We start from the raw sequence: 16,098 nt of genomic DNA, 5'->3' as shown, positions 1-16,098 counted from the left end.
ATGAACGCTAAAAAACTGGTTCAGGCTTTTTACAAATCCGATGCATTGATTGATCCGAAGGTGATGGAAACCTATCTTCATCCAGAGGTAAAAGTGGAATGGAACAGCACCAAAGGGCTGATTAAAATGAACCACGCCGAAATCATTGCCTTTACGACAGAGTTAAGCAAAGCGTATGTGCGTACAAAAGTGCGCATCAGCCATATTCTTCAGGAAGGCGACATGGTTTCCGCGCGTTATTCCCATTTTGTAAAAACCATTGAAAACCCCCGTGAGGAAATGCTTCTGGCACATTTTTTCGTCATCTGGGAAATCAAGGATGACAAGTTATTCCGCGGTTACCAGATGAGCCAGATTTAATCATCTGTTAAGGCAATAATATTTTCAAAAACAACTAATATTTGCCTCCAAAAACTTATTTTTGCAACACAAAATTCAAAATATAATTTAAACCATATACCATGAGTGTTTTAGTTAACAAGGATTCCAAAATAATTGTACAGGGTTTTACAGGAAGTGAAGGGACTTTCCACGCTTCGCAAATGATTGAATACGGAACAAATGTGGTTGGTGGCGTTACTCCCGGAAAAGGAGGTACTGAGCACCTGAACCGCCCGGTTTTCAATACTGTAAAAGATGCTGTTGATCAGGCTGGTGCCGATACGACAATTATTTTTGTTCCGCCTGCATTTGCCGCCGATGCCATTATGGAAGCTGCGGATGCCGGAATTAAAGTGATCATCACCATCACAGAAGGAATTCCAGTGGCTGACATGATCAGGGCTTATGATTATATTAAAGGTAAAAACTGCCGATTGATCGGGCCAAACTGCCCTGGGGTGATCACTCCGGAAGAAGCGAAAGTAGGTATCATGCCTGGTTTCGTGTTCAAAAAAGGGAATGTTGGAATCGTATCAAAATCGGGTACGTTGACATACGAAGCTGCTGACCAGGTTGTGAAGCAAGGTTTGGGAATCACGACCGCTATCGGAATAGGTGGAGACCCGATCATCGGGACTACAACCAAAGAAGCAGTAGAATTGCTGATGAATGATCCTGAAACAAAATGCATTGTCATGATTGGTGAAATCGGAGGTCAACTGGAGGCTGATGCTGCACAATGGATCAAAGCTGACGGTAACCGCAAACCGGTAGTTGGATTCATCGCCGGCGAAACGGCTCCAAAAGGGAGGACAATGGGCCACGCAGGTGCTATCGTTGGTGGGGCTGATGATACGGCTGAAGCCAAAAAGCGTATTATGCGTGAATGTGGTATCCACGTTGTGGATTCACCAGCTGAAATTGGTAAGAAAGTAAAAGAAGTATTGGGATAATCCTGATATTATTTATGATATAAAGATGCCTCACGGTTTCGTGGGGTATTTTTTTTAAAATGGGTTAGATTATTAGACACGCTGCACTTTGGACTTCTTAGACTTTGTGTATAATAGTTTTCAATAAGCCAAAAGCGAGTCAAGAAATCTAAAAATTTAGGAAGTCTAAGCAAGTCTAAAAAAACAAATTATGTACAAAGAATTAAAAAAGTTCAAAACCACCAATACCTTCAATTTCACTGCCGATGACAGCCTTGAAGAAGTTTGCAATGCACCGGAATCAGGAAATGGGATTTTCGTAGTATATGCTGTTGATGGTGAAGAGAAGGAACTCATCATGGTAGGCTCAACCGGAACCATACAAAACGACGGTACGCTGAAAAGTAAAAATGGAGGACTTTACGATAAAATCGTCAACGGCCATCAATTTGCAAAAACCGGAAGGAAATATTCGTGGCCTGCGCAGATGAAAAAGGAAGGCATTGAAAGGCTGGAAGTGGTTTGGTATGAAACTTTCAATGCTAAAAATAAAGTGATTCCCACTTTTGCCGAAGGGCAGGTATTGCAGAATTTCCTCGATGAAAATGGCAAACTGCCAAGGTGGAATGTTGCTTTTTAAGCCTGGTAATAATTTGGATTGTAGGACTGTAAGATTTTAAGATTGAATCAGGAAAGCCTGAAGGTCTGCAACTTATTGTTTTTAAATATAAAGCCTTGCATTGTGCGAGGCTTTTTTTAGGCCTGTCCTTTTCGGTATAATTGCAAATTCTAATCCAAAACCTTCGTTTACTCATTTACACTATCGCGCGCGTATTAATTTTCTACATTTGGGTTATAAAATCCTACAAATTCCCCGGTAATAATTCACTTGAAGCTGGAGTGAAATAACAGGGTGTTTTATGGATTTACAAACCACAAACATGAAGCAACATTACATTCTTTTTCTGCTGTTTTTTTCGATAATGGCCCATGCCCAGATTGTTACCATTCCTGATGCGAATTTTAAGGCGAAGTTATTACAGGCGAGTTATAACACTGAAATTGCTTATAATGAAAATGGGTTTAAAATACCGATTGACACAAATAATAATCAGGAAATAGAAGTAGACGAGTTGGATTATGTATACAGATTAAATGTTTCATCATCAAGTATTTCAGACTTAACAGGGGTTGAATCATTCCAGCATCTGGACTTATTGGATTGTTCATACAACAATCTTTATTCTCTGGATGTAAAAGTGTCTGAGCTTAATTGTTCCTATAATCAACTTACAGAATTGACAATCACAAGAGTGGAACCAGCCTATTGGAACTATTATTCATATTATTTTGATTGCAGTCATAATAATTTAACCTCAATAAATTTTAATAATGAATATGAAGGCCATGCGTTTGAATTGCATTGTTCTTATAATAACTTAGTTTCCCTGGGTTTTGAAAGTGCTGACCTGATTTACCTTACCTGCGCCCACAATAATTTTACAGAATTAGATTTGTCACATTTTTATACATTGGAAGGGGTTGATTGCAGTTATAATAACATACAAAATCTATATCTTAATCCAACAGGAGCTATTCCCATGTCTTTTAATTGTAATAATAATGAATTAGTATCAATCTATCTTAAAGATGCTGATGCCATGCCGCTGGATCCGGAATATACAAGTTTTGCAGGCAATCCCAATCTCACTTATATCTGTGCAAACGAAGCTGATATTTTATTTTTGCAGAACCTTGCAGATCAGTATGGTTATAATTCTGAGGTTAATGGTACATGTGAAAGTATACCGCTGTATCATCTTTCAGGTAATGCGAAAATTGATATTGAAAATAACGGCTGTGATGCAACTGATATAGATTTTCCTCATATAAAGTTTAAAGTGGAAGATAATTCCAATACAGGCTACTTTTATTCCAATTCAGGATATTATTCTACCTCACTTCAGGAAGGATCTTACACCATAACACCTGTTTTTAATAATCCTAATTTAACCGCTTCACCTGCTTCAATTATAGTAACATTTCCAGGAAATTCCTCTGATATAGTACAAAATTTCTGTATTACACAAATTGGCGAGCACCCGGATGTAGAAATATCGTTAGTAAATATGGGTATTGCGGTACCTGGATTTGATAATATGTACCGTATATTCTATAGCAATAAGAGCTTTGATGTTTGTTCAGGTACGGTAACATTGAATTTTAATGATGCTACTTTAGATTTCTTATCAGCCAATCCGACGAACAGCGGACAGTCCGCAGGGCAACTGTCATGGAATTATAACAACCTTCAGCCATTTGAAACCCGCCATATCGATGTTGTTTTAAACCTGAATTCCCCTGTCGAAACCCCACCATTAAATCAGGGAGATATATTACATTTTACTGCTGTAGCCAATAATATTCCTGCTGATGAATATCCTGCTGATAATATGTCAGTATTAAACCAGGCTATTTTTAACGCCTTCGACCCAAATGACAAAACCTGTCTTGAAGGCGACACGATTACCCCGCAAATGGTAGGGGAGTATGTCCATTACAAAATCCGATTTGAAAATACAGGAAATTATTATGCGGCTATAGTTACTGTAAAAGATGTAATTGACACTTCAAAATTTGATATTTCAACATTGACTCCGATTGCAGGTAGCCACCCTTTTATTACCCGTATCACCAATACCAATCAGGTGGAATTTGTTTTTGATAATATTATGCTTCCTTTTGATGATGCTAATAATGACGGTTATGTGATTTTCAAAATCAAGACCAAACCAACATTGGTTTTGGGTGATGAGTTAAGCAATACCGCCGGGATTTATTTCAATTACAATGCGCCGGTCATTACCAATACCGCTGTGACAACTGTAGCGATTCCTTTAGGGATTGATGATAATGAGAAAACTTTTGGTTTTGCTTTATATCCCAATCCGGTGAAGGATATTCTGACTTTTTCTTCAAAAGTAAATACCAATATCGATTCGATTGAAATTTATAATATGCTTGGGCAGCAAGTCGTCAAAGCGATTCCTCCGGCTGGTGATTACAGCATCGATGTGGCAAAATTAACTGCAGGCAATTATATCGTAAAGACGGCTACAGGTGGGGCCGTCAGTACAATAAGATTTATCAAAGAATAACTTCCCGAACCAAAAACTTCCAGACATGAAAAAATATTACTTCCTCTTTTCTCTAACGCTTTTATCGTTTGCAGCAAAAGCACAGATCGTCAACATCCCTGATGCCAGTTTTAAGGCCAAATTGCTTTCATCATCTACTGCCAACAGTGTTGCCAGGAACAGCAATGGACAGACGATGAAAATTGATGCCAATAGTGATGGCGAAATACAGGTTAGTGAAGCGTTACTGGTGTACCAGCTCAATGCCGGAGGGGTTTCAGCCATTGCTTCGGTAACGGGGCTGGAAGCTTTTACAAACATCAGGGTGCTGTCACTCAGGAATGACAACCTGACTACGCTTGATGTATCGATGCTTACGAATCTGACAAACCTTGAATGCGGGCTTAATGATAATCTTTCGTCGCTGGATGTCAGCGGATTGGCATACCTTACAGAAATCCATTGCGATATCGGAAATCTCACTTCGCTGAATTTATCAGGGCTTACGGCGCTTACGACGCTTTCCTGCTGGCAAAACGAGATCACGTCCCTGCAAATTGCCGGATTGCCAAACCTGCAGAGTGTCAATTGCAGCGACAATGAGTTGGCTGTCCTGGATTTGACCGGCTTAACGGGGCTTTTGGGGCTCAATTGCAGCAACAATCATTTATCATCACTCAATACCAATGATTCGTCTTCCATCACAGGCCTGAATATCGACGGTAATAATTTTACGGTTTTTAATGCATCGGTGCTGCCCTGGCTTGTTTCTTTGTCTTGTGCGAATAATAATATTACGTCCCTGAATCTTGACGGGCTTGCAAACCTGTCTTCATTGTATTGCAATTCCAATAGCCTGTCAACTATTGATATTTCTGATCTGGTGAGTCTCGAGCATCTTAACTGTGAAAATAACATGCTGTCAGCACTGGATCTTTCAGCAAATACAAAAATCATACAGTTGATATGCTCTGGAAACCAACTCAGCACCCTGAGCCTTACAGGAATGGGCAATTTATGGAAAGTATGGTGCGACCATAACCTGCTCACATCATTGGTATTGGCAGACGCTCCCATAAGTACCGCAGGAGGTATTGATTTAGCCTGTAATTATAACCTGTTGACTTCACTTGATTTCACCGGATGGACACATGGATTTGAAAATCTTACGTGCAGCCACAACCAGCTTACGTCAATAAACCTGGCCGGTAACCCTATCGATACCAACTTTGACTGCAGTTACAACCAAATGGCATCGTTGGATGTGTCCGGACAGCAAACGGCTTTTCTGAGTTGCAATAACAACCTGCTCACTTACCTGAACATTTCAAATTGTCCTTACATGGAAGAAATTGATTGCTCCAACAATCTTTTGACTACATTGGATGCCGGCAGGGCCAATGCGCATATGCTCAATTGCAACAATAACCAGCTGGTTTCCCTATTCTTAAAAGGCGGATACATCACCTTTGACGTTGATCTTAACGACAACCCCAACCTGCAGTATGTATGCGTTGATGACGATGAGGATGAGTTGAGCGAAGTCCAGAATTCATTACTGATTGCTGGCAATACTACCTGCGAGGTCAATTCGTATTGCACATTTACATATGGCGCTTTTTATACGATGCAGGGGCAGCACAAATACGATATGGTGAATGACGGTTGCGATGCCTCAGACTCCATTATCCCTTCGCTGAAACTTAACATTACCAACGGAACGGTGCAAGGTACCGTGTTTGATGATGAAAGCGGGAACTATTCGATTCGCGTACAGGCAGGGACGCATACGATTACACCGGTAATTCCTTCTCCGTATTACCAGATTTCACCTGCCTCGGTGACAACCACTTTTCCTGGAGCGGCAGTGCCTTCTATACAGGATTTCTGCATCACATCAGATGGGGATCACCCTGATGTGGAGGTTTCCCTGTTTCCTATCAATACGGCTGTACCGGGTTTTGATGTGCATTACAGGATGCGGATAAAAAATAACGGCACGGTATTGGCATCCGGGACATTGCAATTGATGTTTAATGGTGCGGTGATGGATTTCTTATCGGCAAATCCTTCCGTTTCAGGACAGACTTCAAATGTCCTTAGTTGGAATTACACGGACCTTCCCATTTTTGGCATAAAGGAATTCGAATTCGCGTTTACACTGAACACGCCTCTCGACACACCTCCTTTAAACCTGGATGATGTCATACTATTTACAGCAACAGCGAATCTTACCGCCGATGAAATGCCTGCGGACAACGTCGCCACACTGAACCAGACTGTCTTCAACGCCATTGATCCAAACGACAAAACCTGTCTTGAAGGCGACACGATCACCCCGCAAATGGTAGGGGAGTATGTCCATTATAAAATCCGTTTTGAAAATACCGGGAATTATCCTGCTGCGATTGTGACTGTAAAAGACGTGATCGATACGTCAAAATTCGATATTTCAACATTGACGCCAATAGCAGGAAGCCATCATTTTGTTACAAGAATTACGAATGACAACCAGGTCGAATTTATCTTCGAAAACATCATGCTGCCATTCGACGATGCCAATAACGATGGGTATGTCATTTTCAAAATCAAGACCAAACCAACTTTGGTTTTGGGTGACCAGTTAAGCAATACTGCCGGGATTTACTTCAATTATAATGCGCCTGTTATTACGAATACTGCAGTGACGACTGTCGCGATTCCGTTGGGGATTGATGATGAAAATACTTTTGGGTTTGCTTTATACCCGAATCCGGTGAAGGATGTTTTGAATATTTCTTCTAAAAATAATGCTACTATTAACGCTGTGGAAATCTACAATATGCTTAGCCAGGAAATCCTTAAAGTGAAACCTGCATCTGGTGATAACCGCATCGATATTTCCGGTCTGGCAACGGGTAATTATGTTGTAAAGGTGTTATCGGATGGCGGGAATTGGACCGCGAAGTTCGTTAAGGAATAGTTTAATTTTCAGACTACTATAATCTGCCCGTTTATGACCGGCTTTTTTATTGGATTATTGTCTTATATTTGCCGCTCAAAAAAACATATGAAAAAGAACTTTACTGTCTTGATGTTGTTGCTGTTATCAGTTTTTGTAAAAGCACAGATCGTCAATATTCCCGATGCTAATTTCAAGGCAAAACTACTGGCTGCCTCTCCTCTTTCTTTAATAGCAAAAGATGAGAATGATCTTAAGATTAAGATTGACACCAACAATGATAGCGAAATTCAGGAAAGCGAGGCGCTTGCGGTATATTCCCTTAGTGTAGGGAGTTCCAATATTGCTGACCTTACCGGAATCAATGCTTTCCTAAACTTAAAAAGCCTCTCAGTTCAAACCAATCAACTTACGTCACTTGATGTAAGCGCATTGCATCTGGAAGGGCTGAATGCAGTCGAAAATAACTTGACATCATTGAACCTTACAGGCTTGTCAGCACTTAAGAGTCTTTATTTTAATGACAACCAGGTTTCAGGGGTATTGGATGTTACAAGTATGCCGGAACTTGCATTTCTTCAGTGTAATTCAAACCTGTTGACAGCTATAAACATAACAGGATTATCCCAGCTTAAACACCTTGAGTGTTCTGAAAACCAAATAGCCTCTCTTGATGTTTCAGGTAGTCCGTTGTTAAATTACTTATGGTGTGATTACAATAATCTGACTACTTTAGATGTGACGATGCTTCCTTTACTGACAAGTTTCAACTGCAGCTATAATCAGCTCACAAGCCTTAAAGTGGACCATCTTCCGAACCTGCGTGGATTGCTGTGTGGTTTTAATCAACTCACAGTACTTGACCTGACGGGATCCATTACAAACAACTCCGGATTAAATACTTTGTCATGCAGGAACAACCAGATAACAACTTTGGATATATCGGATAAAGATTTAAACTCGGTTCATGTAAGCAACAACCCTCTCACATCATTAAAACTCGGACAACTCAATAGCCTGTATTGTTATTTTACAAGCTTAACCAGTATTGAAGTGCCATTTCCTGCCCACTATATCAGTGTACATGATAATCCGCAACTTCAATCACTGTATGTAAAGAATGGCGGCGAGGATGTACAGTATGTACTCACAAATGCGCCGAACCTATCTTACATCTGTGCCGACGAATCCGACATGGCAACAATACAGCAGGAATTAATGGAAAACAACATAACTGGCTGTGAAGTCAACAGTTATTGCGTACCCAATACCGATACACCTTACGACATCATTCTCGCAGCAACATACGATACTGGAAGTGATGGCTGTGGTAACGAGGATTTTTTCATTCCCGGACAAAAATTCACTATTGATAACGGGAATAGTAGCGGAACAATCATCGTAGGTGCTTCCGGAAACAGCATTTTACCCGTATCCGCAGGTACCCATGTTGTAACGCCTGTTTTTGAATCAGCTTACTTTTCCACCTCACCGGCGAATTCTTCGATAACTTTTCCGGGCCTTACTTCTGTGGTAACACAAAATTTCTGTGTAGCGCCAAACGCGACACATCCGGATATAGAAATTACCATGATCAATAACAATACTGCCATTCCCGGCTTTGATGCTGATTACACCGTTATCTGTAAAAACAAAGGTACAACCACAGCATCAGGCTTTATCAATGTATCCTTCGATGATGATATCCTCGATTTTGTTACTGCTGAACCGGCTGCAAACGCTTCGTTGAACGAACTCAGCTGGGTCTATTCAGATTTAAAGCCATTCGGATCATATGCAATACATTTTACCATGAACCTGAATTCGCCTGTTGAAAATCCACCATTACATCAGGGTGACAATCTTACTATTGTAGCTTATAGCGCATTTAATGATGATGAAACGCCATCGGACAACATCATGGCATTGAACCAGCCCGTATTTAACGCCATTGATCCAAACGACAAAACCTGTCTCGAAGGCGACACGATTACCCCACAAATGATAGGGGAGTACGTGCATTATAAAATCCGTTTTGAAAATACCGGGAATTATCCTGCTGCTATTGTTACTGTAAAAGATGTGATCGATACTTCAAAATTTGACATTTCAACATTGACACCAATAGCGGGAAGCCATCATTTTATCACAAGGATTACGAATAACAACCAGGTCGAATTTATCTTCGACAACATCATGCTGCCATTCGACGATGCCAATAACGATGGGTATGTCATTTTCAAAATCAAGACCAAACCGACATTGGTTTTGGGCGACCAGTTAAGCAATACTGCCGGGATTTACTTCAATTATAATGCGCCGGTGGTTACCAATACGGCGGTGACAACTGTCGCGCTTCCGTTGGGGATTGATGATGAAAATACTTTTGGTTTTGTTTTATACCCGAATCCGGTGAAGGATGTTTTGAATATTTCTTCTAAATTAAATGCCAATATTGATTCAATTGAAATTAATAATATGCTCGGGCAGGAAGTGATGAAAGTATTGCCTGCGAATGGTGATTATGGTATCGACGTATCGCGCCTGCCAATCGGAAGCTATATTATAAAAGTAACTTCCGGAAATGGAAGCTGGACCTCAAAATTCATAAAGGAATAAATTTCAGTTACATAGCAAGCCGGTCATTGACCGGCTTTTTTATTGGTTTATAAAATCAAATTAATAATTGCATTATATTTGAGTACCAAAACAATTAATATGAAAAAAAATTACTTACTATCTCTGTTTGCATTTACCATGTCACAAGCCCAGGTGATTAACTTTCCGGACGCAAACTTTGCCGCCAGGCTTTCCCAGTCTTCACTGTCTAATAGTATCGCAAAAGATATTAACGACAATCCTATGGTGATTGATGCCGATAACGACGGGCAAATCACGGTAGCGGAATCACAATTGGTATATCACATGAACATAAGCGCTCAGGAAGCGGGCATACTCAAAGTAGCCGATCTTTCGGGAATTGAATATTTTACAAACTTAAGATCGTTGGATTGCAGCTATAATGAATTGACTTCACTGGATCTAAATACGCTTGGGCAACTCATTTCGCTGAATTGCAACAATAACAATGTGGCAACGCTGAATGTTTCAGGAATATCAAGCTTGGATTATCTGAGTTGCCAGTTTAATCTGCTTACGTCATTGAATCTGGCTGGTAACACTGCGCTGAAACAGCTTATCTGTGCAAAAAATAACCTTGTCACGCTGGATCTTTCGGAATTGCCGTTATTGGAATACATTGACTGCAGGTATAATGTTTCAATTACCGATCTCAATATCGCCGGGCTGTCTAATATATCGTATCTGGACTGCTCAGGAAACCACATTACATCGTTAGATTTCCAGGCTTCTGCTTCAGCACTTAAAGAGCTTATCTGCCACCACAATGATCTCAATATAATTGAAATTGGTACATGTGATCAGCTTGTCAGGCTTGATTGCTCTTTCAATCCGATATGGTCTCTCGAGTTTTACAATCAGGGTCCCAACCTGATATCAAATTTAAATTGCTCCTCGACGCTGATCACAAGCATCGATATTTCAAATCTGCCTAACGTTCATTACCTGACAGGATTAAGTTTTCAGAACTGTCTTGACCTTGAATATGCCAATGTCAAAAACGGCAGCCCCAGCGGTGCGGAGTTCGGAAACAATCCCAGTCTGATATACATCTGCGCCGACGAAGAGGAAATCCCATTTATCGAGAATTTATATTCCCAATACCCGGAATTGGTCCAAATTAACTCCTACTGTTCATTTACGCCGGGCGGCACTTATTACCGGATAACCGGTACCAATGTATTTGATAGTGAAGCCAATGGCTGTGATGCTTCAGATGTTGCCATTCCCGGGATGAAGTTCAGTCGGTCTTCACCCGGCGGCAGCGGCTTTGTGATTGCAGATCAAAACGGCTTATTCGATATTCCTGTTTCGCAGGGAGTACATCAGATTGCCCCAATTTTAGAGCATCCTGAGTTTTTCACCGTTTCCCCAACTTCAGTAAGTGTCGATTTTCCAGCACAGTCCAGCCCGGTAAATCAACAATTTTGTATCACTCCTAACGGTACCCACAATGATCTTGAAGTCACAATCATGCCTGTAAATGCTGCAAGGCCCGGATTTGATGCCGCATACCATCTTTTGTTCCGGAATACAGGAAATACTACCCTTCAGGCCCAAATGAGCCTGCAGTTTAATGATCCCGTAATGGACTTCGTTCAATCGGTGCCAATGCCATCGAACCAGTCAGATGGAGTATTGGTTTGGGATAATCTCCCGATAGCTCCGTTTGAGACCCGAACCGTTTTGCTTACAATGAACCTGAACAGCCCTATGGAAATCCCTGCGCTGAATGACGGTGACCTGCTTCATTTCTCAGCGTCATTAACTTATGCAGGGACTGATGAAACGCCGGTGAACAATACTGATGAATTTACCCAGACCGTTGTCAATTCCTACGACCCGAACGACAAGACCTGTCTCGAAGGGGAAAGCATTACGCCACAGCAGGCCGGGGATTATCTGCATTACCTGATCCGTTTTGAGAATACAGGTACTTTCCCTGCCGAAAATGTTGTGGTAAAGGATATTATCGATACCACAAAATTTGATATCAGTTCGCTCGTGCCGATCAACAGCAATTACGAGTTCGTAACAAGGATCACCGATACCAATAAGGTAGAGTTTATTTTTGAAAATATCAACCTGCCCTTTGACGATGCGACCAATGATGGCTACATTCTATTTAAAATAAAAACCAAGTCCGATATCGCCTTAGGCAGTACGCTCAGTAACACGGCCAGTATTTACTTCGATTATAACTTCCCTATTGTCACCAATACGGCAATGACGACGGTAGCATTTCCGTTGGATGCGACTGATATTAATAACAGCAATGGTTTTAAATTATATCCGAACCCTGCGAAAAATATCATCAACATTTCCTCCACAACCAACGCCATCGTCAATGCTGTTTCCGTTTACAACATGCTTGGGCAGGAAGTAATGAAAGTACTTCCGTCTGTCGGCGATCACAGTATTGATGTATCGCATTTGCAAACCGGCAGCTATATTATAAAAGTCGTCTCTGAAGGCACAAACTGGACCTCACAATTCATTAAAGACTAACATTTCAATGATAAAAGCGCTGATAATCACGCGATTTGTACATAGAAAAGTTTTTTTTAATATATTTGGGCATCATTAAACCCATCATCAACCAAAACTGACATTATGAAAACAAAAGTAATCATCATGCTGCTATTGTGTACCGTAGCGGCAAGCGCCCACAACACTAGTGCCACAACGACACTTCCTGCTCAGAACAAATACACAATCGCCCTGGCGTCGATGCCTATCGGAGGGGCCATTTCAAAGATGGTTTCTGAAGCGGTGGGTTGGTTTACACGCATTTTAAAAGATTAAAACAAGTATACTATAAAAGTATAAGGCTACCCTAGGGTGGCCTTTTCTTATTTTTGATATTAGGTGTCGAAACTCTCAACCTTGCATCCCGCAATTCTTAATTCATAATTTCCAATTCATAATTCCTAATTCCTATATTTGTGCAACCATAACAATTTGATTAAACGATTATGAAATTACTAGAAGGAAAAACAGCAATCATCACAGGAGCCAGCCGCGGCATCGGAAAAGGGATAGCGGAAGTTTTTGCAAAACACGGCGCGAATGTCGCCTTTACATACAGCGCTTCGGCCGAGTCGGCAATGGCGCTTGAAAATGAGTTGAACGGTTTAGGCATCAAAGCCAAAGGATACCAGTCCAATGCTGCCGATTTCAACGAAGCACATACCTTTGTAGATGCTGTTTTGACCGACTTTGGAAGCGTTGACATCCTGATCAACAATGCCGGGATTACAAAGGACAATCTTTTGATGCGCATGTCTGAAGAGGATTTCGATAAAGTGATCGATGTCAACCTGAAATCAGTATTCAACATGACCAAGGCCATCCAGAAAACCTTCCTGAAGCAACGCTCAGGCTCAATCATCAATATGAGTTCGGTAGTAGGAGTGAAGGGAAATGCCGGGCAAACGAACTACGCAGCGTCCAAGGCCGGTGTCATCGGTTTTACAAAGTCGGTTGCTTTGGAACTCGGATCAAGGAATATCCGCTGCAACGCAATCGCTCCGGGCTTTATTGAGACGGAAATGACTGCAAAGCTGAATGAAGACGTCGTAAAAGGATGGGCTGAATCCATTCCGCTAAAACGTGGCGGAAGTACCGAAGATGTTGCCAATGCGTGCCTGTTCCTGGCTTCTAACATGAGCGGGTACATTACAGGGCAGGTTTTGAATGTAGATGGCGGGATGCTGACGTAAGAATTATTTTAGATGAGGAATTTTAAATTTTGAATGAGTGTAATTATTATTCATTTGAAGTTTAAAATTCTTCATTTATGGCAATACTAAAGTATTAAATGCTAAATTTTGAGTTGATTCCATTTCATTTAAAATTTATAATTTATAATAAAAATTAATGACCCTTACAACGCTTCTTTTGATTCTCGTCTCGCTTATTCTCGCGGCAGAATTGTCATTTTATCAATACTTATACAAAAATAAAACCACGAGCAGGGCACACCTGCTTTTGTCGTTCCTGCGGTTTTTATCCGTATTCGGGATTTTGCTGCTGCTGATTAATCCGAAGATTACAAGAAGTACTTACGAAACAGAGAAAACACCGCTGCCTATAGTAGTGGACAATTCTGAATCGGTAAAGGATTTAAAGGCTTCCGAAACAGCAAAGGAATTGTTTAAGAAATTATATTCCGATTCCAGGCTGCGCGAAAAGTTCGACGTGCAGGCATACCGCTTTGATTCCGATTTTGAATTGTCGGAAAACTTTGATTTCAAAGGGTCACAAACGAACATTGAAGAAGTGGCACGCAATTTAAAAAGCATCCACCGCAACAAACTGTATCCGACTGTCTTAATTTCCGATGGGAACCAGACCGCTGGTAACGACTATGTGTTCAGTTTTGACACGGGCAATAAGGTATATCCTTTGGTTTTGGGCGATACGACTACTTTTACGGATTTGCGGATCAGCCAGCTCAATGTAAACAAATATGCATTCCTGAAAAACAAATTCCCTGTTGAGGTTTTCCTGCAATATTCAGGGACAAAAACCATCGAGGCCGATTTCAGCATTGCGCAGGGCAGTAATGTATTGGCAAAGGAAAAGGTGAGCTTTTCCCCTTCGAAAAGATCGGCGGTCGTAAACATGCTGTTGCCTGCGGAGAAAAACGGGTTGCAGATTTACCGCGCGCGACTCTCTTCTGCGGAAGCGGAAAAAAACACTTACAACAACATCAAGAATTTTGCCGTTGAAGTGATTGACCAAAAGTCGGAAATCGCGATAATATCATCATTCAACCACCCCGATTTAGGGGCATTGAAGCGCTCGATTGAAATGAACCCGCAGCGCCATGTGACGATTTTGAAACCATCGGAAGTGAAAACGCTGGACAATTATAATGTGTTGGTATTGTACCAGCCTACGGCGGATTTCAAGGGTATTTTTGACAGCAATAAAAATGCAGGCATCAACACCTTCATTATTACCGGGACATCCACCGATTTCAATTTCCTGAACCAGCAGCAGGCGACATTTAATTTTAAGATGAGTGCGCAGAAGGAAGATTACTCGGCCGACTTCAATCCGCAGTTTAACCTTTTTGCCATCGATGACATCGGCTTTGACCGATTGCCGCCTTTGCAAAATGCGTTCGGGACAGTGGTAACGAGCGGTAATGTGAATGTATTGATTTCAGCAAGGATCCGAAATATCGCCACTGGCGTGCCATTGCTGGCATTTACAGAAAATGCAGGAAAACGTACCGCGTTCCTTTTGGGCGAAAATATCTGGAAATGGCGATTGCAGAGCCATGTCGACCTGAATACTTTTGAAAAATTTGATGTGTTTTCAGATAAAACCATACAATACCTGGCATCTAATAATGCAAGGAAATCATTGGTGGTAAACCATGAGCGTTTTTACAATTCCGGCGATGCGATTGAAATCACGGCCCAGTATTTCAATAAAAACTATGAGTTTGATGAAAAGGCAAAACTCACCATTGCTGTAACCAATAAGCAGACGAAACAAACCAAGCAATACGATATGCTCAAAGGCACCAACGCGTATAAGGCAAATCTTGACGGCCTGGCGGCAGGGCAATACACGTTTTCAGTGGTGGAACAAACGTCGAAAAACCGTTACAACGGCAGTTTCGAGATCCTTGATTTCAATATAGAAAAGCAGTTCGTAAATCCGGATGTGGCCAAACTGAACCAGCTCGCAGCACAAACCGGTGGAAAGGCTTTCGTACCAAACCGCGCTGACGCACTGATAAAAGCATTGCTTGAAAACCCGGATTACAAATCGATACAGAAAGAAATCGTACGCAGGATTCCATTGGTAGACAGCATGCTGCTGCTGATTGTGATTGCCTTGCTTTTGGCTGGCGAATGGTTTATCAGGAAATATAACGGCATGTTGTAACCAGTCTGTTTTAGGCAGGTTGCAATGTAGTTATATTGGATCGCGTTTAATTTTGGTTTCGTTGGTTGTAAATTTAGCCTGCTTAAGCAAATCTTAATTTTGATTTAAGATAAACTTAGGCACTGAAAACAGCTATTATTCCATTTTATAAAAATAAATT

General features: G+C 41.1%; 10 protein-coding genes. All 10 read left to right on the top strand.

The window, feature by feature from the left end:
- Positions 1-360 carry a nuclear transport factor 2 family protein gene (locus HYN49_RS11785; RefSeq protein WP_108904303.1) on the top strand — a complete coding sequence of 120 codons (360 nt, stop codon included), beginning with the start codon at positions 1-3 and terminating at the stop codon, positions 358-360.
- Between the two features lie 101 nt (positions 361-461).
- Positions 462-1,334, top strand: coding sequence for a succinate--CoA ligase subunit alpha (gene sucD / locus HYN49_RS11780; protein ID WP_108904302.1), 873 nt, complete (start codon positions 462-464; stop codon positions 1,332-1,334).
- A 190-nt stretch (positions 1,335-1,524) separates the two neighbouring features.
- Positions 1,525-1,953: an ADP-ribosylation factor GTPase-activating family protein gene (locus HYN49_RS11775; RefSeq protein ID WP_108904301.1), complete on the top strand. Its 429-nt coding sequence runs from the start codon at positions 1,525-1,527 to the stop codon at positions 1,951-1,953.
- A gap of 301 nt (positions 1,954-2,254) precedes the next feature.
- Complete coding sequence (locus HYN49_RS11770; RefSeq protein ID WP_181368954.1) at positions 2,255-4,471, top strand: T9SS type A sorting domain-containing protein; 2,217 nt, start codon at positions 2,255-2,257, stop codon at positions 4,469-4,471.
- A 25-nt stretch (positions 4,472-4,496) separates the two neighbouring features.
- Positions 4,497-7,412, top strand: a complete 2,916-nt coding sequence (locus tag HYN49_RS11765) for a DUF7619 domain-containing protein (protein WP_108904299.1) — start codon at positions 4,497-4,499, stop codon at positions 7,410-7,412.
- Positions 7,413-7,499: 87 nt separating this feature from the next.
- Entirely contained in the window at positions 7,500-10,010 is a 2,511-nt protein-coding gene (locus HYN49_RS11760; protein WP_181368953.1) for a T9SS type A sorting domain-containing protein, read from the top strand.
- A gap of 99 nt (positions 10,011-10,109) precedes the next feature.
- A complete protein-coding gene (locus HYN49_RS11755) occupies positions 10,110-12,539 on the top strand; it encodes a DUF7619 domain-containing protein (protein WP_146185097.1) in 2,430 nt (809 codons plus the stop codon).
- A 105-nt stretch (positions 12,540-12,644) separates the two neighbouring features.
- Positions 12,645-12,836, top strand: coding sequence for a hypothetical protein (locus HYN49_RS11750; RefSeq protein WP_108904296.1), 192 nt, complete (start codon positions 12,645-12,647; stop codon positions 12,834-12,836).
- Positions 12,837-13,006: 170 nt separating this feature from the next.
- Positions 13,007-13,753, top strand: coding sequence for a 3-oxoacyl-[acyl-carrier-protein] reductase (fabG, locus tag HYN49_RS11745; RefSeq protein WP_108904295.1), 747 nt, complete (start codon positions 13,007-13,009; stop codon positions 13,751-13,753).
- Between the two features lie 157 nt (positions 13,754-13,910).
- A complete protein-coding gene (locus HYN49_RS11740) occupies positions 13,911-15,938 on the top strand; it encodes a hypothetical protein (protein WP_108904294.1) in 2,028 nt (675 codons plus the stop codon).
- Positions 15,939-16,098: the final 160 nt, after the last annotated feature.

The organism is Flavobacterium pallidum (assembly GCF_003097535.1).
GTDB classification, from domain to species: Bacteria; Bacteroidota; Bacteroidia; order Flavobacteriales; family Flavobacteriaceae; genus Flavobacterium; species Flavobacterium pallidum.
Note: the sequence above shows the minus strand (reverse complement) of the source record. Positions and strands in the feature narration are given on the sequence as shown.

What these genes read in the sequence shown, in the direction of transcription:
- HYN49_RS11785 (WP_108904303.1), top strand. Translation starts at nt 1, where the DNA reads ATGAACGCTAAAAAACTGGTTCAGGCTTTTTACAAATCCGATGCATTG.
- sucD (WP_108904302.1), top strand. Translation starts at nt 462, where the DNA reads ATGAGTGTTTTAGTTAACAAGGATTCCAAAATAATTGTACAGGGTTTT.
- HYN49_RS11775 (WP_108904301.1), top strand. Translation starts at nt 1,525, where the DNA reads ATGTACAAAGAATTAAAAAAGTTCAAAACCACCAATACCTTCAATTTC.
- HYN49_RS11770 (WP_181368954.1), top strand. Translation starts at nt 2,255, where the DNA reads ATGAAGCAACATTACATTCTTTTTCTGCTGTTTTTTTCGATAATGGCC.
- HYN49_RS11765 (WP_108904299.1), top strand. Translation starts at nt 4,497, where the DNA reads ATGAAAAAATATTACTTCCTCTTTTCTCTAACGCTTTTATCGTTTGCA.
- HYN49_RS11760 (WP_181368953.1), top strand. Translation starts at nt 7,500, where the DNA reads ATGAAAAAGAACTTTACTGTCTTGATGTTGTTGCTGTTATCAGTTTTT.
- HYN49_RS11755 (WP_146185097.1), top strand. Translation starts at nt 10,110, where the DNA reads ATGAAAAAAAATTACTTACTATCTCTGTTTGCATTTACCATGTCACAA.
- HYN49_RS11750 (WP_108904296.1), top strand. Translation starts at nt 12,645, where the DNA reads ATGAAAACAAAAGTAATCATCATGCTGCTATTGTGTACCGTAGCGGCA.
- fabG (WP_108904295.1), top strand. Translation starts at nt 13,007, where the DNA reads ATGAAATTACTAGAAGGAAAAACAGCAATCATCACAGGAGCCAGCCGC.
- HYN49_RS11740 (WP_108904294.1), top strand. Translation starts at nt 13,911, where the DNA reads ATGACCCTTACAACGCTTCTTTTGATTCTCGTCTCGCTTATTCTCGCG.